Genomic DNA, 19,109 nt, shown 5'->3' with positions numbered 1-19,109 from the left:
GCATCGCTCCGGGGCCCTCGGCGTTCGGCGACCGGCCGCTCAGCCCACGGCCGGCCCAGCGCCCGGCGCACCGCCCGCGGGGCCGCCTCCGGGGTCACCCGCAGGCCCACCCGGGGACCCGCCCGCGTCCGTGCCCCCAGGCCCTCCCGCAGGCCCTCCTGCAGCCCCACCCCCGGGCCCGCCGGCGGCCCCGCCCTCGACCGTGCGCTCGGCCGCGAAGTGGCAGGCCGAGTCGTGCGAGGCCAGGCCCTGCAGCCAGGCCGGGTGGGTCAGCAGCGGGATCTCGTGGGTGCACCGGTCCTGGGCCTTCCAGCAGCGGGTGCGGAAGCGGCAGCCCGAGGGCGGGTTGGCCGGCGAGGGCACGTCACCGGTCAGCACGATCCGGTCGCGCGACTCGCGCGCGCCGGGGTCGGGCACCGGCACGGCCGAGAGCAGCGCCTGGGTGTACGGGTGGGTGGCGTGGTCGTAGATCTCCAGGTCGGTGCCGATCTCGACCAGCTTGCCCAGGTACATCACGCCGACCCGGTCCGAGATGTGCCGCACGATCGAGAGGTCGTGCGCGATGAAGATGTAGGAGAGCTGGAACTCGTCCTGCAACTTCTCCAGCAGGTTGATCACCTGGGCCTGCACCGAGACGTCCAGCGCGGAGACCGGCTCGTCGCAGATGATCACCTCCGGCTTGAGCGCCAGCCCGCGGGCGATGCCGATGCGCTGGCGCTGGCCGCCGGAGAACTGGTGCGGGTAGCGGTTGATGTACTCCGGGTTGAGCCCCACCACGTCCAGCAGGTCCTGCACGGCCTTGCGCCGGTCGCCCTTGGGCGCCACCTCGGGGTGGATCTCGTAGGGCTCGCCGATGATGTCGCCCACCGTCATCCGCGGGTTGAGCGAGGTGTACGGGTCCTGGAAGACCATCTGGATGTTGCGGCGCACCGCCTTGAGCGATGCGCCGGAGAGCTTGGAGATCTCCTCGCCCTTGTAGCGCACCGATCCGTCGGTGGCCGGCTCCAGGTTCATCAGCACCTTGGCCAGCGTCGACTTGCCGCACCCCGACTCCCCCACGATGCCGAGCGTCTCGCCCTTCACCAGGTCGAAGGAGACGCCGTCCACCGCCTTGACCGCGCCGACCTGCTTCTTGATCACCACGCCCTGGGTCAGCGGGAAGTGCTTGATCAGGTCCCGGACCTGCAGGATCGGTTCGCCGCCGGCCACGGTCCGGCCGAAGGCCGCCGGCTCCGGTGCGACCGCGCCGAGCGCGGTGGCGCCGTGGTCAGCCATGGAGCGTCTCCTTCCAGAAGTGGCAGGCGCTGGCCCGGCCGGGCTGCGCCGCGCCGCTGTCGTCGGTCACCTCGAAGAGCGGGGGCACGGTGGTCCGGCAGATGTCCTGGGCCCTGGGGCAGCGCGGGTTGAAGGCGCAGCCCGGCGGGATCCGCAGCAGGTTGGGCGGCAGGCCCTTGATCGCGTAGAGCTCCTGGCCCTTCTGGTCCAGCCGCGGGATCGAGTCCAGCAGGCCGCGGGTGTAGGGGTGCGCCGGGTTGGCGTAGAGCTCGTGCACCGGGGCGGTCTCGACGATCCGGCCGGCGTACATCACCGCGATCTTGTCGGCGACGTCGGCGACCACGCCGAGGTCGTGGGTGATCAGGATGAGGCCCATGTGGTACTCGTCCTGGAGCTCGGCGAGCAGGTCCATCACCTGCGCCTGGACCGTGACGTCCAGGGCGGTGGTCGGCTCGTCGGCGATGATCAGGTCCGGCTCCAGGGCCAGCGCCATCGCGATCATGATCCGCTGGCGCATGCCGCCGGAGAACTGGTGCGGGTAGTCGCCCACCCGCTCCTTGGCCGCCGGGATCCGCACCCGGTCCATCAGCTCGATCGCCTTGGCCTTGGCCTCCTTGCGCGAGGCACCGCGGTGGGTGCGGTACATCTCGCCGAGCTGCGTGCCGACCGAGTGCACCGGGTTGAGCGAGGAGAGCGCGTCCTGGAAGATCATCGCCATCTGCGAGCCGCGCACCCGCCGGCGCTCCTCCTTGCCCAGGGTCAGCTGGTCGCGCCCCTTGAAGAGGATCTCGCCGCCGGTCACGAACCCGGGCGGGCTGTCCAGGATGCCCATCACCGCCTGGGCCGAGACGGACTTGCCGGAGCCCGACTCGCCGAGGATGGCCAGCGTCTCGCCGGCCCGGACCGTGTAGTCGACGCCGTTGACGGCCCTGGCCACGCCCTCCCGGGTGCGGAACTCCACGTGCAGGTCGCGCACGTGCAGCAGGGGCGCGTCCGCGGTGTCCGCGGTGTCCCCCCGGGAGGGCTCGTCCACGGTGATACCGGCGCTGGTGTCGCTCATCTGGGAAGTCCCGCCTCTCTCAGCGCAGCTTGGGGTCGAGAGCGTCGCGCACCGCGTCGCCGAGCATGATGAACGCCAGCACCGTGATGCTCAGCGCCCCGGCGGGGAAGAGCAGGATGTGCGGCGCGTTGCGGAAGGTGTCCGCGGCCGAGGAGATGTCGATGCCCCAGGAGACGGTGGGCGGCTTGAGTCCCACGCCGAGGAAGCTCAGCGTGGCCTCCAGCGAGATGTAGGTGCCCAGCGCGATGGTGGCCACCACGATGATCGGCGCGACCGCGTTCGGCAGGATGTGCCGCAGCATCAGGCGGCTGTTGCCGGCGCCCAGCGCCCGGGCCGCGGTGACGTAGTCCTGCTGCTTGGCGGTGATCACCGCGCCGCGGCCGATGCGGGCCAGCTGCGGCCAGCCCAGGACGATGATGAAGGCCACCACGATCCAGATCGACTGGCTGGGGATCACCGAGAGGAAGACCAGGCCGCCGAGCAGGATCGGGATGCCGAAGAAGACGTCGGCCACGCGGGAGATGACCGAGTCGAACCAGCCGCCGAAGAAGCCGGCCAGACCGCCCAGGATGGTGCCGGTCAGCGCGGCGCCCACGGTCGCGCAGACGCCGACCGTGATGGAGGCGCGGGCGCCGTAGATCGTCCGGGCGTAGACGTCGCAGCCCTGGTTGTCGTAGCCGAACGGGTGGCCGGACTCGGCGCCCGCCTGGGACTTCGTCAGGTCGCAGGAGAGCGGGTCGGTCGAGGTGAACAGGCCCGGCCAGATCGCCACGATGATCAGGAAGACGATCAGCAGCGCGGAGATGATGAAGATCGGGTTGCGGCGCAGGTCGCGCCAGGCGTCCTGCCACAGGCTGCGCGGGACGACCCGCTCCTCGCCGGCGCTGGGCGTCTCGGGGTGGTCCTGGAGGCGCTCGGCCTTGATGAGGGTCTCGCCCTCCATGGTGCCGAGGTCGAAGGTCCGGCTCTCTACGGCGCTCGGCATGTCCTCCTCGGCGTTGCCGGCGCCCGCCAGCGGATCGGTCTCGTTGTATCTCTCCTGGTCAGGCATACCGGATCCTCGGGTCCAGGACCGCGTAGAGCAGGTCGACGAGCAGGTTGGCCGCCAGGAAGATGATGACCAGGATGGTCACGAACCCGACCACGGTGTTGCTGTTCTGACGGACGATCCCCTGGTAGAGGTAGAAGCCCACGCCGTGGATGTTGAAGATCCGTTCGGTCACCAGCGCACCGCCCATCAGGGCGCCGAGGTCGGTACCCAGGAAGGTGACCACCGGGATCAGCGAGTTGCGCAGCAGGTGGTTGATCACCACCCGGCGGCGTGGCAGGCCCTTGGCCGTGGCGGTGCGCACGTAGTCGGCCTTGGAGTTCTCGGCCACGCTGGTGCGGGTGAGTCGCGCGACGTAGGCGAGCGAGACCGAGGCCAGCACGATGCCTGGCAGGATCAGCGAGTTGAGGCTCAGGTCGTCGCCGACGGTGGCCGGCACCACGTTCCACTTCACGCCGAAGAGGTACTGCAGCACGTAGCCGGTGACGAAGGTGGGGATGGAGATGACCACCAGGGTGAGGATCAGCACGCTGTTGTCCGCCACCCCGCCCCGGCGCAGGCCGCTGATCAGGCCGAAGCCGACCCCGAAGATCACCTCGATGGTGAAGGCCACCGCGGTGAGCTTGATCGTCGCCGGGTAGGCGATGGCGAGCAGCGAGGTGACCGACTGACCGCTGAAGGTGGTGCCGAAGTCCCAGTGGAACAGGTTGCTCATGTACTTCAGGTACTGGAGCCAGAGCGGGTCGTCGAGGTTGTACTGCTTGCGGATCTGCGCGGCGACGGCGGGGTCGGGGGCCTTGTCCCCGAAGAGCGCGTTCACCGGATCACCGAGGGCGTGCACCATGAAGAAGATGAGGAAGGTGGTCCCGATGAAGACCGGGATCATCTGGAGCAGCCGTCGAAGGACGTAGCGTCCCATGCGAACCTCCCGTGGGCCGTCGGCCCGGGGCCCGCCGCGAGGACCTCGGATCCCCGCGGCGGACTCCCGTGGCGGACTACTTGACGGTGATGGCGGTGTAGACCGGGACGCTGAACGGGTCGAGCATGACGTTGGAGACCTTGGACGACCAGCCGACGGTGCCGTTCTGGTACCAGAGCGGGATCGCCGGCATGTCGGTGACCAGCAGCTTCTCGGCGCTCTGGAAGTCGGTCACCGCCTGCGTCTGGTCCGGCTCCGCGTTGGCCTGGCTCACCAGGCTGTCGAACTGCGGGTTGCTGTAGTGCGAGTCGTTGGAGGAGGCGCCGGTGGTGTAGAGCGGCTGCAGGAAGTCCTGGATCAGCGGGTAGTCCATCTGCCAGCCGGTCCGGAACGGGCCGGTCATCTGCTTGCCGGTCACCTGGTTGCGGAAGTCGGCGAACGTGCCGACCGGCCGGCCGACGCAGGACTTGGTGTCCCCCATCGCGTTGTTGACGTTGTTGCAGATCGCGTCGACCCACTCCTTGTGCGGGCCGTCGGCGTTGTAGCTGATGGTCAGCTGGCCGCCGGGGAACCCGCCGCCCTGCTGGATCAGCTGCTTGGCCATGGTCGGGTTGTACGTGCACTCCTGGCCGCACAGCCCTTCCTTGAAGCCGCCGCTGGCGCCGAGCACCGGCGAGGTCCAGTCACTGGCCGGGGTGCGGGTGTTGGTGAAGACCACCTTGCTGATGGTGGGCCGGTCGATCGCCATCGAGATGCCCTGGCGCACCAGCTTGGCGCCGTCCGTGCTCCAGCCCGGCTGGTAGAGCGGGAAGGAGAGGGTCTGGATGATGCCCGCCGGCTCGTTGATGAACCGGCCGTTCAGGTCGCTCTGCACGGTCTTCAGCGCGCTGTTCGGGATGCCGTTGTTGACGTCCAGGTTGCCCGACTGCAGGTCCGCGTAGGCGGCGTTGGTGTCGGTGTAGACCTTGAGGTCGATGCCGCCGTTCTGGGGCTTGTTGGTGCCGCTGTACCCGGTGTTGGGCCGCAGCTGCATGTTCTGGCTGCGGTTCCAGGCGTTGATGACGTACGGGCCGTTGCCCACCGGCTTGGCGAGGTAGGCCGCGTGGTCGTTGAAGAAGCTCGCCGGCAGCGGGTAGTACGCCGAGTAGCCCAGGGTCTGCGGCCAGGTGGAGAACTTCTGCGAGAGCGCGACGGTGAAGGTGGTGTCGTTGACCACCTTGAGGCCCGACATGGTCTGCGCGGTGGGCGAGCCGGAGGCCGGCGCCACGTCGTTGTAGCCCGCGATGTACTGGAAGAAGCTCGCGTTGACCTGCTTGTTGGTGACCAGCGCGCCGTAGTTCCAGGCGTCCACGTAGGACTTGGCGGTGACCGTGGTGCCGTCGCTGAACTTCCAGCCGGGCTTGATCGTGACGGTCCAGTTCTGCTGGTCCGAGGAGGTGATCGAGTCGGCCATCGCGTTGTTGGCCTTGCTGGTCTTCGGGTCGTACGCGACCAGGCCGGTGAAGATCATGTTGAGCACCGCGCCACCGTTGACCTCGTTGGTGTTCGCCGGCTCCAACGGGTTCTGCGGGTCACCCCACCACGCCGTGACGATGCCACCGCCGGCACCACCGCTGCTGCCGCTGCTCCCGCTGCTACTGCTGCTACTGCACCCCGTGGCCACCAGGGCCACGGATGTCGCGGCGATCACGGCCCAGCGCGCTCGCGTTGCTGCCGGCATGGACGCTCCTCCTCAAGGATGTGTGTGACGCATCACACCCCATCAGAACCGTGGCCTTGCGGCGGCGCGAGCGCAGTACCGCCGGATGGGTGCACGGTGCCCGCCGACCGGGGAGCGCCCCCCACGACGCCGCCGGCCGGCTCCCCCCGAGGGGGAGCCGGCCGGCGGTGGTCAGGCGCTGGGGTCAGTTCTTCTTGGCGCGCGAGGCCGTGCGGCCGCGCTCCTTCTGGTCCAGGACGACCTTGCGGATGCGCACGGTCTCCGGGGTGACCTCGATGCACTCGTCCTCGCGGCAGAACTCCAGGCTCTGCTCCAGCGAGAGCTTGCGCGGCGGCACCAGGTTCTCGGTGGTGTCCGAGGAAGCCGCACGCATGTTGGTGAGCTTCTTCTCCTTGGTGATGTTGATGTCCATGTCGTCCTGGCGCGAGTTCTCGCCGACGATCATGCCCTCGTACACCTCGGTGGTGGGCTCGACGAAGAGCGTGCCGCGCTCCTGGATGCCCATCATCGCGAACGGCGTCACGACGCCCGCGCGGTCCGCGACGAGCGAACCGTTGTTGCGCATCCGCAGCTCGCCGAACCACGGCTCGTGGCCCTCGAAGATGGAGTGCGCGATGCCGGTGCCGCGGGTGTCGGTCAGGAACTGGGTCCGGAACCCGATCAGGCCGCGCGAGGGGACGATGAACTCCATGCGGACCCAGCCGGAGCCGTGGTTCGTCATGGTCTCCATGCGGCCCTTGCGGGTCGCCATCAGCTGGGTGATCGCGCCGAGGTACTCCTCGGGGCTGTCGATGGTCATCCGCTCGACCGGCTCGTGGGTCTTGCCGTTGATGACCTTGGTGACCACCTGCGGCTTGCCGACGGTCAGCTCGAAGAGCTCCCGGCGCATGGTCTCGACCAGGATGGCCAGCGCCAGCTCGCCACGGCCCTGGACCTCCCAGGCGTCCGGACGCTCGGTCGGCAGCACGCGCAGCGAGACGTTACCGATCAGCTCGCGGTCCAGGCGGTCCTTGACCATGCGGGCGGTGACCTTGTGGCCCTTGCCGCCCTTGCCGACCAGCGGCGAGGTGTTGGTGCCGATGACCATCGAGATGGCCGGCTCGTCGACCGTGATCAGCGGCAGCGCGACCGGGTTCTCCAGGTCGGCCAGGGTCTCGCCGATCATGATGTCCGGGATGCCCGCGACGGCGCAGATGTCGCCGGGGCCGGCCACCTCGGCCGGCTTGCGGGTGAGCGCCTCGGTCATCAGCAGCTCGGTGATCTTGACCTGCTGGACCGAGCCGTCGCGGCGCATCCAGGCCACCTGCTGGCCCTTGCGCAGCTCGCCCTGCTCGACGCGGCACAGCGCGATGCGGCCGAGGAAGTTGTCGGCGTCCAGGTTGGTGACGTGCGCCTGGAGCGGGGCGTCCTCGTCGTAGCTGGGGGCCGGGACGTGCTGCAGGATGGTGGAGAAGAACGGCTCCAGCGAGTCGCTGTCGGCCGGGACGGTGCCGTTCTCCGGCTTGCTCATCGAGGCCACGCCGTCACGCGCACAGGCGTAGACGATCGGGAACTCGATCTGCTCCTCGGTGGCGTCCAGGTCCAGGAACAGGTCGTAGGTCTCGTTGATGACCTCGTCGATCCGGGAGTCCGGGCGGTCCGTCTTGTTGATGCACAGGATGACCGGCAGCTTGGCGGTGAGCGCCTTGCGGAGCACGAAGCGGGTCTGCGGCAGCGGACCCTCGGAGGCGTCGACCAGCAGCACGACCGCGTCCACCATCGACAGGCCGCGCTCGACCTCGCCACCGAAGTCGGCGTGGCCGGGGGTGTCGATGATGTTGATGGTGATCGGGGCGCCACCCTCCTTGGGGTGGTACTTGACCGCGGTGTTCTTCGCGAGAATGGTGATGCCCTTCTCGCGCTCCAGGTCGTTCGAGTCCATCATGCGGTCGTCGAGGTGCTGGTGCGCCGCAAAAGCACCGGCCTGCTTGAGCATCGCGTCGACCAGGGTCGTCTTGCCGTGGTCGACGTGGGCGACGATGGCGACGTTGCGGATGTCATTGCGCGTGGGCATGCGGAGCGAACTCTCCCGGAATCGTGGGTTGCGGCGCCCCGGCCATTCCCGGTCCACCCGCCGGGCGTCACATGCCACGGCTTGTCCTATGGTACGTGGCCCACGGTGAACAGCAGGATTCGGGCAGGTGGGAGCAGGGCCGGACGGGGGGCCGGGGCTGCTCGGGCCCCCGTCCGGCCCTCCGGCTCAGCGCAGGAAGCCGACGTCCTGGTAGCGCGGCCAGGCGAAGCCGTAGGCACCGGCCCCGGCCACCCCGGTGCGCACCGCGACCAGGTCGGGACGCTGGTAGAGCGGCACCGAGTGGCCCAGCTGCCAGATCCGGCCGTCGGTCTGCTGCAGCAGCGCGGTCTGCTTGACCGGGTCCAGCTCGGCGGCGGCCTGGTCGAAGAGCTGGTCGATCTCCTCCGTCCCGCTGCCGCCGTAGTTCAGGCCGGCCACCGGCTTGCCGTCCTGGCCCGGTCGCGGCTTGGCGTAGAGCGGGCGCTCGTCGGTGGCCGGGAAGGCGGAGGCGGGCCAGGAGAAGAGCGCCAGGTCCCAGTCGCCGCCGGCCAGGTGGTCGCGCACGAAGCCGTCGGCCGGCACCGCCTGCGGGTGCACCGTGACGCCGGCCGGGGCGAGCTGGGCCACCAGCGCGTCGGCGGTGCGGCGGGCCGAGGCGGAGCCCTCGGTCAGCAGCAGGGTCAGGTCGAGGTGCAGTTCCTTGGCGGTGCCGGCGATGGCGCCGCTGTTGTCCCGGTAGCCGTCCTGGTCGGTCATCACCAGGTGGTTGCCCAGCGGCACGGCGGGCAGGCCCAGCGGGTCCAGGACCGCCGAGGCGAGCTTGCCGCGGTCGATCGCCGCGGCCACCGCCCGGCGCACGGCGGCGTCCGCGAGCTGTCCGCGGGCGCCGTTGAGGGTCAGCTGGGTGAAGGCGGGCGCGGCCGCCCGGTGCAGGGTGATGCCGGGCAGCGCCTGGGCCCGCTTGAGGGCCTGGGTGGCGGCGTCCACGGCGTCGGTGGAGGGGGCGGCCGGCGGGCGGTCCACGGCCTGGGCGAGGTCGGCCACGTCGACCTGGTCGCGGTCCAGCGCGTCCAGCCGGTTCGCGGTGGCCAGGAAGTCGATCCCGTCGACCTTCACCGGGTCGCCCCACCAGCGGGGGTTGCGCACCAGCGAGGCGCGGCCGGCCTTGGCGTCCAGCGACGCGACCGTCAGCGGACCGGCGGTGACCGAGGGGCCGGCCGCCGCCTGGAGCGGGCTGAAGAGCGAGCGCCAGGATGCGTACGGCTGCTTGAAGACCACCTTGACCTGGTGCGGGTCGGAGCCCTGGGTGATCGACTCGATCGCCGCGTAGCCGGTGTGCGCGGCGCGCAGGGCCGTCCACTGGGCGGTGAAGTCGGCGACCGCCAGCGGCTTGCCGTCGCTCCAGAGGGCCTTGGGGTTGAGCCGGTAGGTGACGGTGCGGCCGTCCACCTGGGCGCCGGCGAGGTAGTCCGGGTCGGCCACCGGGCGGGCGCGGTCGTCGAGCCGGAAGAGGCTGGGCAGCAGCGCGTGCGCGATCAGCGCGGTGTCGGCGGTGGCCGCGGGGTCGTAGACGTCCAGGGAGGCGGGCACCGCGTCGACCGCCCAGCGCAGCGTGCCGCCGTCGCGGACGGCCGCGCGGTTGCCGGTGGTGAGGTCGGAGGCGGCCTGGGTGGGCTTGGCGGGGGCCTGCTCGGAGGAGCAACCCGCCAGCGCGCCGAGGACCACGGCGGCGGCGAGCACCCTGCGCAGGGCCGGAGTGCTGGTCATGACGTCCACTCAACTCCAGTCGTCCAGCGAAGAGCTGACGACACGACAAGCTGACACCCGGTCGGCTCAGCGGGGATCGGCCCGGCCAATCCTGTCAGAACCCTTCCGGGGGAATGTGATCAAGGTCACACTCTGTGGATGACCACAACGACCAAGTGCGCTGTGATCCCCGAACGCACCCTGCGGACCGACCGCTGGTGGCTCCCGCAGGTGGCCACCGCCGCCGGGCTGCTGGCCTTCATCGCCTACTCGAGCTGGCGGGCCTTCGAGGGTGCGCACTACTACGCGGCGCCGTACGTCTCCCCGTTCTACTCCCCCTGCCTGGCCGCGAACTGCACCGCGATGCGCGGCGGCGCCGACTGGGCCCTGGTGGGCGACTGGTGGCGGCTCTCGCCGGCCCTGCTGGTGCTGGTCTTCCCGCTGGGCTTCCGGCTGACCTGCTACTACTACCGCAAGGCGTACTACCGGGCCTTCTGGTCCTCGCCGCCGGCCTGCGCGGTGGCCGAGCCGCACGCGAAGTACACCGGCGAGACCCGCTTCCCGCTGGTGCTGCAGAACCTGCACCGGTACTTCTTCTACCTGGCGCTGCCGGTGGCCGGGATCCTGACCTACGACGCCGTGCTGGGCTTCCGCAACGCCGAGGGGGCCTGGGGGCACGCGGGCCTGGGCACCCTGGTGATGGTCGCGAACGTCTCGCTGATCTGGGCGTACACGCTCTCCTGCCACTCCTGCCGGCACATCGTCGGCGGGCGGCTGCGGCACTTCTCCAAGCACCCGGTGCGCTACCGCGCCTGGCAGCTGGTGGGCCGGCTCAACGCCCGGCACATGCAGCTGGCCTGGGTCTCGCTCGCCTCGGTCGCACTGGCCGACCTCTACGTGTACCTGGTCTCGTCGGGCGTCTTCACCGACCCGACGTTCTTCTGAGGGGGAGCCCGCATGCAGAACTACGACGTGGTGGTGGTCGGCGCGGGCGGAGCCGGGCTGCGGGCCGCCATCGAGGCGCGCGAGCAGGGCCTGCGGGTCGCGGTGATCTGCAAGTCGCTCTTCGGCAAGGCGCACACCGTGATGGCCGAGGGCGGCATCGCCGCCTCGATGGGCAACGTGAACAGCGGTGACAACTGGCAGGTGCACTTCCGCGACACGATGCGCGGCGGCAAGTTCCTCAACCACTGGCGGATGGCCGAGCTGCACGCCAAGGAGGCGCCGGACCGGGTCTGGGAGTTGGAGACCTGGGGCGCGCTCTTCGACCGCACCGGGGACGGGCGGATCTCGCAGCGCAACTTCGGCGGCCACGAGTACCCGCGCCTGGCGCACGTCGGCGACCGCACCGGACTGGAGCTGATCCGCACCCTGCAGCAGAAGGTTGTCGCGCTCCAGCAGGAGGACTTCAAGGCGTCGGGCGACTACGAGTCCCACCTGAAGGTCTTCCAGGAGTACACCGTCACCCGGATCCTGAAGGACGGCGAGAGGGTGGCCGGGGTCTTCGGCTACGTCCGCGAGAGCGGGCAGTTCTTCACCATCGCCGCCCCCGCCGTGATCCTGGCCACCGGCGGGATCGGCAAGTCGTTCAAGGTGACCTCCAACTCCTGGGAGTACACCGGCGACGGGCACGCGCTGGCGCTGCTGGCCGGGGCGCGGCTGCTGAACATGGAGTTCATCCAGTTCCACCCGACCGGCATGGTCTGGCCGCCCTCGGTGAAGGGGATCCTGGTCACCGAGTCGGTGCGCGGCGACGGCGGGGTGCTGCGCAACAGCGAGGGCCGGCGGTTCATGTTCGACTACGTCCCCGAGGTCTTCCGCGGTCAGTACGCCGAGAGCGAGGAGGAGGCCGACCGCTGGTACGCCGACCCGGACCACAACCGCCGCCCGCCCGAGCTGCTGCCGCGCGACGAGGTGGCCCGGGCGATCAACTCCGAGGTCAAGGCCGGGCGCGGCACCGCCCACGGCGGGGTGCACCTGGACGTCTCCAGCCGGCTGCCGGCCGCCGAGATCATCCGCCGGCTGCCCTCGATGCACCACCAGTTCAAGGAGCTGGCCGACGTCGACATCACCCGCGAGCCGATGGAGGTGGGCCCGACCTGCCACTACGTGATGGGCGGCATCGAGGTGGACCCGGACACCGCGGCCAGCCCCGCCGTGCCCGGCCTCTTCGCCGCCGGTGAGGTGGCCGGCGGGATGCACGGCTCGAACCGGCTGGGCGGCAACTCGCTCTCCGACCTGCTGGTCTTCGGCCGCCGGGCCGGTCTGCACGCGGCCCGGTACGCCGCCGGCCTCGCCGAGGACGAGCGCCCGGTGATCGACCGGGACCAGCTGGACGCGGCCGCCGCCGAGGCGCTGGCCCCCTTCGAGGCGGCGGCCGCCGGGGCGGAGCCCGAACACCCGTACGCGCTGCACCAGGAGCTCCAGCAGACCATGAACGACCTGGTGGGCATCATCCGGCGGGCCGGCGAGATGAAGCAGGCGCTGGACCGGCTCGCGGTGCTGCGCCGGCGCGCCGGCGCGGTCGTCGTGGAGGGCCACCGGCAGTTCAACCCCGGCTGGCACCTGGCGCTGGACCTGCGGAACATGCTGCTGGTCTCGCAGTGCGCGGCGCGCGCCGCGCTGCTGCGCCGGGAGAGCCGCGGCGGCCACACCCGGGAGGACTGGCCCGGCATGGACCGCGACTGGCGGCGGGTCAACCTGGTCTGCTCGCTGCGGGGCGAGGAGGAGGTCGAGGTGGTCAGGCAGCCCAACCCGCCGGTGCGCGGCGACCTGTTGGCGCTGTTCGGGCGCGAGGAACTGGCGAAGTACTTCACTCCGGAGGAGCTGGCCGATGAGCTATGAGAGCGAGTTCAGGATCTGGCGCGGTGAGGGTGGCGAGGGCGGCTTCACCAGCTACCGGGTGGAGGTCGAGGAGGGCGAGGTGGTGCTGGACCTGGTGCACCGCCTGCAGGCCACCCAGGCGCCCGACCTGGCGGTCCGGTGGAACTGCAAGGCCGGCAAGTGCGGTTCGTGCAGCGCCGAGGTCAACGGCCGGCCGCGGCTGCTCTGCATGACCCGGATGTCCACGCTGCCGGCGGGCGAGCCCGTGGTCCTCACCCCGCTGCGGGCCTTCCCCAGCGTGCGGGACCTGGTCACCGACGTCTCGTTCAACTACGCCAAGGCCCGCGAGGTGGCGAGCTTCGCGGCGCCGGCGGGGCTGGCGCCGGGCGAGTACCGGATGCGCCAGGAGGACGTGGAGCGCCCGCAGGAGTTCCGCAAGTGCATCGAGTGCTTCCTGTGCCAGGACACCTGCCACGCGGTGCGCGACCACGAGGAGAACAAGGCGGCGTTCGCCGGCCCGCGCTTCCTGATGCGGGTGGCCGAGCTGGACCTGCACCCGCTGGACGCGGCCGCCGAGCAGGGCCTGGACCGCCGCGACGCCGCCAAGGAGGAGCACGGCCTGGGCTACTGCAACATCACCAAGTGCTGCACCGAGGTCTGCCCCGAGCACATCAGGATCACCGACAACGCGCTGATCCCGCTCAAGGAGCGGGTCGCCGACCGGCGGTACGACCCGCTGGTCTGGCTCGGCGCGAAGATCGGGCTGCGCCCGCGGGACTAGGGTCTTTGGCCCTGAGCCCGTTCACAGGCCCAGCTCGAACCAGACGATCTTGCCGTGCGGCGTCCGCCGGCTCCCCCAGCGCTCGGCCAGCAGGCTGACGAGTTGCAGGCCCCGCCCGCCCTCGTCGGTCTCCTGCGCCCGGCGCTGGCGGGGCTGGGCGTAGCCGTCGTCCCAGACCTCGCAGACCACCGTGCTGTCCTTGAGCAGGCGCAGCCGGATGTCGCCGCGCCCGTGCCGCAGCGCGTTCGTCACCAGCTCGCTGACCAGCAGCTCGGTGGTGTCCACGAGTTCGTCCAGTCCGCGCACCAGCAGCCAGCCGCAGGCCAGCTCGCGGGCCTTGGCCACCGAGGTGGGCTCCGGCGGCAGCCGCCAGTCGCCGACCGCGTCCTCCGGGAAGGCGTGCACCCGGGCCATCAGCAGCGCGATGTCGTCCTCGCCGTGGTGCGGGTCCAGCTCGCTGAGCACCTCGTCGCAGAGCCGCTCCAGGGCCGGCGCGCCGTTCTGCAGGGCGGTCCGGAAGGCCAGCAGGCCCTCGTCCAGCTGGTGCTTGCGCGACTCCACCAGGCCGTCGGTGTACAGGCCCAGCAGGGCGCCGTCCGGCAGCTCCAGCTCGACCTCCTCGAACGGCTCGCCGCCCACGCCCAGCGGCAGGCCCGGTGGGACGTCCAGCATCCGGGCGTCCTCGCCGGGGCTGAGCAGCACCGGCGGCAGGTGGCCGGCGTTGGCGAAGACGCACCGGCGGGTGACCGCGTCGAAGACCGCGTAGACGCAGGTGGCCAGGTAGACCTCGGCCGCCTCCGCGTCGGTGGCGCCGGGGGCACCCAGGCCGCGGGCGATCTCGTCCAGCGCGCTGAGCACCTCGGCCGGATCCAGGTCGAGCATGGCCAGCGTCCGTACGGCGGTGCGCAGCTGACCCATCGCCACCGCGGCGCGCAGGCCGCGGCCCATCACGTCGCCGATCACCAGCGCGGTGCGGTGGCCGGGCAGCGAGATGACGTCGAACCAGTCGCCGCCGACCTCGGTGTTGTTGTTGCTGGGCCGGTAACGGCAGGCGATCTCCAGGCCGCTGGCCTCCGGGTTGCCCGGGGGCAGCAGGCTGCGCTGCAGGATCAGCGCGCGCTCGTGCTCGCGCCGGTAGAGCCGGGCGTTGTCCACGCAGACCGCCGCCCGGGCGGCGATCTCCTCGGCGATCGCCACGTCCCGGGCGTCGAAGGGCTCGCTGCCGATCGCGCGGGAGAGCTGGATCAGGCCCAGCACCACGTCCCGGGCGACCAGCGGCACCACCAGGGTGCTGCGCAGCAGCGGGTCGGGGCCGGGCTCGGGGATGGCGCTGCGGCCGGTGCGCAGCGCGCGGGCGTGCGGGGAGCGCGGCGGGTAGCAGAGCGTGCCGCCGGCCTCCGCGGTGGCCAGGTGCGAGCCGTACCCGCCGGCGGACGGCGCGGGGTCGCCGCCGAGCACGGAGGCGGCGCCGCCGACCACGCTGGAGACCGCGACCCGGCGCAGCTCGGCGCTGCCGTCGTACGCGCCGCCGCCGGAGCCGCTGAGCGAGGAGCCGACCTCGCCGGAGAGCAGGGCCGTGTACAGGTCGACCGTCGCCAGGTCGCAGAACTGCGGGACGACCACGTCCAGCAGCTCCTTGGCGGTGGTCTCCAGGTCGAGCGTGGAGCCGATGTGCGCGCTGGCCTCGTTGACCAGCGCCAGGTTGCGCCGCACCCCGGCGGCCTCGCGCTCGGCGACGTGCCGGCTGGTGACGTCCTGCACCTGGCCGGCCACGCCCATCGGGCGATCGCCGGGCCCCGAGAGCCGGTAGAGCGAGACGGCCCAGCGGCGGTTGCCCTCGCGGGTGGGCACCGCGCCGTTGAAGCGCAGGTCGACCACCGGGTCGCCGCTGGCCAGCACCTGGCGCAGGGCGGCCTGCAGGCGCTCGGCCTCGGCCGGCGAGAAGAGGTCGTGCGGGGTCAGACCCTCCAGGCCGTCCGGCTCGACGCCGACCGCGCGGGCGAAGGCCCGGTTGACCCGTTGCAGCCGCAGCTGCGGGTCGAAGAGGAAGAAGCCGCTGGGGGTCTGGCCGAAGACCGCCTCGGAGGCGGCCAGGTCGGTCTCGATCCGGCGCAGCTTGCCGAGGTCGACGGCCAGGCACAGGGCGCCGCCGGCCGGACAGGAGGCGTCGTGCGCGTCGTGGACGTCCTTCCCGGCGGCGGGCGGGGCGCCGGTGGCGGGCATCAGGTAGACCTCGGCCAGGCCCTCGGAGCCGTCCCGGTCGCGGTAGGGGGCGGTGCCCACCCACTCCTCGCCGGCCAGCGTGCGCTCCAGGCGCTCGCGCCCGCGCCGCCACAGCTCGCGCGGCACGAAGGTGGTCACCGGGTCGGCGCCCACCGCCTCGGCGGCGGGCACGCCGAAGAAGTCGGCGGCCCGGTCGCTCCACTGGCTGATCCGGCCGTCCGGACCGATCGCGAAGGTGGCGACCCGGATGTACTCGTAGATCGACCCGGGATCGCTGTCGCCCCAGCGCGCGGAACCCGGCGCGGGCCGGGTGCCCAGGGCCGCGGCGGCCCTGGCGGCGGCCGGCCCGCCGGTCGGCTCGGCGGATCGCTCACCGACCCGCTCACCGACCCGCTCGACGGCCTGCTCGACGGTCGCGGCGGGGACCACCGGGGCCGCGGTCCGGGTGACCGGACGCACGGGTGGCGGAGCCACGGGCACGGGGTCACCGACCGGTGCACCCGACTGCCCGGGTACGGCGGCATGGCCGCCGCCAGTCAGCGCTTCCCGCGCCGGCATGCTGTTCAAGGACCGACCCCTCCAACCCGCGCCCATCCGGATGTCGAGAAGACCGAGTATTCATCATCCGGGGGCGGGCGCACACGCCCCCAACATCACAACATCAAATCGAGCGAAGGATTTTGTTCCCCGCTGCGCACTACCAGCCTGCCACGCTCGCGCCCCCGTTCCGCTCCCGCGCGCCTGCCAGCTATCTGTCATGGACAGATAATAATGATCGAATATCTGATCGATTCCCGGGTCCGGATCATTCTCGAATCGCTTCCTTCCCCGGCAATTCCTGCTCGAACCAGACCACCTTGCCCATTCCCTCCGCCCGCGCGCCCCAGCGCAGCGCGAGGCGACGGACCAGCTCCAGGCCCCGGCCGCCCTCGTCCGCCTCGGCCGCGTGGCGTTCGCGGGGCGGGTCCGGCAGCGGGTCGGAGATCTCCACCAGGAGGGTGTCGCCGATCGTCAGCCGCACGCCGATCGGGGCGCTGGCGTACCGCACCGAGTTGGTGACCAGCTCGCTCACCAGCAGCTCGACGGTGTCGGACAGCACCTCCAGGCTCCACTCCTGGAGCGCGCCGCGCACCAGCCGGCGGGCCCGGGAGACCGCGGTGGGTTCCGCCGGGAGCGTCCAGCCGACCGTGCGCGCCCCCTCCTCACCCCGCCCGAGCCGGGCCAGCAGCAGCGCCACGTCGTCCGGCTCGCGCCCTTGCTCCATGGTGTCCAGCACGGCCTCGCAGGCGTGCTGGATCGAGACGTAGGGCTTCTCCAGCACCGCCTGCAGCCGGCCCAGGCCCACGTCCAGGTCCTTGTCCCGGGACTCCACCAGGCCGTCCGTGCAGAGCGCCAGCAGGCTGCCCTCGGGAATCAGCAGCTCGACCGACTCGAAGGGCACCCCGCCGACCCCCAGCGGCGCGCCCGAGGGCAGGTCCAGCACCTGCCCCTGGCCGCCCAGCAGCGCGCTGCCGCTGCGGGCCGGGCCGGGGGTGGGCGGGTGCACCAGAACGGGCGGGATGTGGCCCGCCTTGGCCACCGTCAGGCGGGCGGTGGCGGGGTCGTAGACGGCGTAGACGCAGGTCGCCAGCAGCGCCTCGTCCGGGCCCTGGGCGAGGTCGTCGGCCAGCTCGTGGACGTGGCGCAGCAGCACGTCCGGCGGCAGGTCCAGCGCGGCCAGCACCCGGACCGCGGTCCGCAGCCGGCCCATCGTGGCGGCCGCCCGCAGCCCGTGGCCCATCACGTCGCCGACCACCAGCGCGGTGCGGTCGCCGGGCAGCGGGATCACGTCGAACCAGTCGCCGCCGACCTCGGTGCCGCTGCTGCCCGGCACGTAGCGGTAGGCCACCTCGACGCCGGTGGGCTGCGGGACCTGCTGGGGCAGCAGGGTGCGCTGCAGGGTGAGCGCGGCGGTGCGTTCGCGGGCGTAGAGCCGGGCGTTGTCCAGCGAGCTGCCGGCGCGGTCGGCCAGCTCGACCGAGAAGGCCAGGTCGTCGCGGTCGAAGCCCTCCCGGCGGCCGGCCCGGGAGAGCACCAGCAGGCCGATCACGATGCCCCGGGCGCGCAGCGGCACCACCAGCATGGAGTGCGTGCCGAGCTCCAGGGCGGCCCGCACCTTGGGGTCGCCCGGGTAGGTGGCGTCCTCCAACTCGTCCGCCCCGGAGAGCAGTTCCGGGACCCCGGTGCGCAGCACCCGGCCGTAGCAGGACTCCTCGGAGAAGGTGATCCGGGCGCCGCGGCGGAGCATCACCTCGACCTCCTCGCCGTCCTGGGTGGCGGCCACCCCGAGCTGCAGCAGCGAGGTGCGCCGGTCGTGGCCGTGCCGCGGCAGGTCGTCGCCGTGCGCCACCGCCTGCAGCAGGATCGCGGCCGCGAAGTCGGCCAGCCGCGGCACCACCGCGCTGGCCAGCTCCTGGGCGATCCGGGAGGCGTCCAGCAGGTCGCCGACCCGCGAGCCGAACTCGTTGAGCAGGGCCAGCCGGCGCCGGGCGTGCTCGACCTTGGCCACCGCCCGGTAGCGCTCGGTGACGTCCATCACCGTGCCGGAGATGCCCAGCACCCGCCCGCCGCGGTCGCTGAGCCGGCTGTAGGAGATCGAGCGGTAGCCGGAGCGGGCGGTGCTCGGCGAGGCCAGCGTCACGTCGATCACCGGGTCGCCGGTGGCCAGCACCTGACGCTGGATCACGGTGATCTCGTCGGCGGCCCGCTCCGGCAGCGTCTCGCCGGTGGTGCGGCCCATGTGGTCCTCGGCCGCCACCCCGTTCATCTCCGCCAGGGTCTGGTTGACGGCGGTGTAGCGCAGCTCGGTGTCCAGCACCGCGATGCCCAGCGCGGACTGCTCGAAGAGCGCGTCGCGCACCGCCAGGTCGCGCTCGACGGCCTGCAGGGTGCGCGCCTCGGCGAGCGCGACCAGCAGGAACGGGGTGCCGTCGCCGTCCACCAGCAGCGAGATCCGGGCCTCCACCGCGACCTTGCCGTCGTCGCGGTCGCGCAGCTGGGTCAGGCCCTTCCAGCCGCCGGTGCGCAGCGCGGTGCGGAACGCCTCGCGGGTGGCCGGCACCAACTGCTCGTCGGCGACCAGCTCCTCGATCCGCCGGCCCACCAGCACCTCGCTGGGCCAGCCGAGCAGGTCCTCGGCGGCCGGGCTCCAGAGCACCACCCGGCCGGCCGTGTCGAGCATCGCGATGGCCACCTTGACCACGTCGAAGAGGCTGCCGCGGGTGTGCTCGTCCAGGCTGTCGGCGCCGCCGCCGCCGGCGGCCAGGCCCGGGAACGGCTCGGCGGGCGCGCCGCGCACGGTGGGGACGGCGGTGCCCGCGCCGGGCAGCACCGGCTCCTCGGAACCGATCGGCGTGGCGGGACGGGGCGGGGCGCCGCGGGGTGCCCGCGGCCCGGTGCGCGGCCCGGCCCCCGTGGCCGGC

General features: G+C 72.0%; 12 protein-coding genes. 3 read left to right on the top strand and 9 right to left on the bottom strand.

All coding sequences use genetic code 11. The annotated features are described in order from the left end of the window. Positions 1-39 precede the first annotated feature (39 nt). The 7 genes from ABD323_RS26150 to ABD323_RS26120 form a co-directional block, all read right to left on the bottom strand. Positions 40-1,275 carry an ABC transporter ATP-binding protein gene (locus tag ABD323_RS26150; protein WP_344444414.1) on the bottom strand — a complete coding sequence of 412 codons (1,236 nt, stop codon included), beginning with the start codon at positions 1,273-1,275 and terminating at the stop codon, positions 40-42. Continuing rightward, positions 1,268-2,335: an ABC transporter ATP-binding protein gene (locus ABD323_RS26145; RefSeq protein WP_344444413.1), complete on the bottom strand. Its 1,068-nt coding sequence runs from the start codon at positions 2,333-2,335 to the stop codon at positions 1,268-1,270. Before ABD323_RS26145 ends, ABD323_RS26150 begins: the two co-directional genes overlap by 8 nt. 19 nt (positions 2,336-2,354) lie before the next feature. Continuing rightward, positions 2,355-3,386, bottom strand: a complete 1,032-nt coding sequence (locus tag ABD323_RS26140) for an ABC transporter permease (protein WP_344444412.1) — start codon at positions 3,384-3,386, stop codon at positions 2,355-2,357. Then, on the bottom strand, positions 3,379-4,302 hold the full coding sequence (locus tag ABD323_RS26135; protein WP_344444411.1) for an ABC transporter permease: 924 nt from the start codon (positions 4,300-4,302) through the stop codon (positions 3,379-3,381). Before ABD323_RS26135 ends, ABD323_RS26140 begins: the two co-directional genes overlap by 8 nt. A 76-nt stretch (positions 4,303-4,378) precedes the next feature. Continuing rightward, complete coding sequence (locus tag ABD323_RS26130) at positions 4,379-6,022, bottom strand: peptide ABC transporter substrate-binding protein (protein ID WP_344444410.1); 1,644 nt, start codon at positions 6,020-6,022, stop codon at positions 4,379-4,381. 184 nt (positions 6,023-6,206) lie between these two features. Continuing rightward, positions 6,207-8,075, bottom strand: coding sequence for a translational GTPase TypA (typA, locus tag ABD323_RS26125; protein ID WP_344444409.1), 1,869 nt, complete (start codon positions 8,073-8,075; stop codon positions 6,207-6,209). A gap of 186 nt (positions 8,076-8,261) precedes the next feature. After that, positions 8,262-9,842, bottom strand: coding sequence for an ABC transporter substrate-binding protein (locus ABD323_RS26120; protein ID WP_344444408.1), 1,581 nt, complete (start codon positions 9,840-9,842; stop codon positions 8,262-8,264). Positions 9,843-9,980: 138 nt separating this feature from the next. Between ABD323_RS26120 and ABD323_RS26115 the strand changes: the two genes are divergently transcribed. The 3 genes from ABD323_RS26115 to ABD323_RS26105 are packed head-to-tail and all read left to right on the top strand — an operon-like array spanning position 9,981 to position 13,425. Beyond that, the gene (locus ABD323_RS26115; RefSeq protein WP_344444407.1) at positions 9,981-10,766 is read left to right on the top strand and encodes a hypothetical protein; all 786 of its coding nucleotides are present in this window, start codon (positions 9,981-9,983) and stop codon (positions 10,764-10,766) included. A 12-nt stretch (positions 10,767-10,778) separates the two neighbouring features. Further along, on the top strand, positions 10,779-12,665 hold the full coding sequence (locus ABD323_RS26110) for a fumarate reductase/succinate dehydrogenase flavoprotein subunit (protein WP_344444406.1): 1,887 nt from the start codon (positions 10,779-10,781) through the stop codon (positions 12,663-12,665). Next, positions 12,655-13,425: a succinate dehydrogenase/fumarate reductase iron-sulfur subunit gene (locus ABD323_RS26105; protein WP_344444405.1), complete on the top strand. Its 771-nt coding sequence runs from the start codon at positions 12,655-12,657 to the stop codon at positions 13,423-13,425. Before ABD323_RS26110 ends, ABD323_RS26105 begins: the two co-directional genes overlap by 11 nt. A gap of 21 nt (positions 13,426-13,446) precedes the next feature. On the opposite strand, the gene ABD323_RS26100 is transcribed toward ABD323_RS26105, so the two are convergent. Beyond that, positions 13,447-16,206, bottom strand: a complete 2,760-nt coding sequence (locus ABD323_RS26100) for a SpoIIE family protein phosphatase (protein WP_425556157.1) — start codon at positions 16,204-16,206, stop codon at positions 13,447-13,449. Between the two features lie 247 nt (positions 16,207-16,453). Then, positions 16,454-19,109, bottom strand: a 2,656-nt coding sequence (locus ABD323_RS26095; RefSeq protein WP_344444404.1) for a SpoIIE family protein phosphatase, incomplete at its 5' end; no start/stop codon positions are given.

The sequence above is a fragment of the Kitasatospora nipponensis genome, assembly GCF_039528135.1.
Lineage (GTDB): Bacteria > Actinomycetota > Actinomycetes > Streptomycetales > Streptomycetaceae > Kitasatospora > Kitasatospora nipponensis.
The sequence above is the reverse complement of the archived record's forward strand: the minus strand, read 5'-3'. Positions and strand labels throughout refer to the sequence as shown.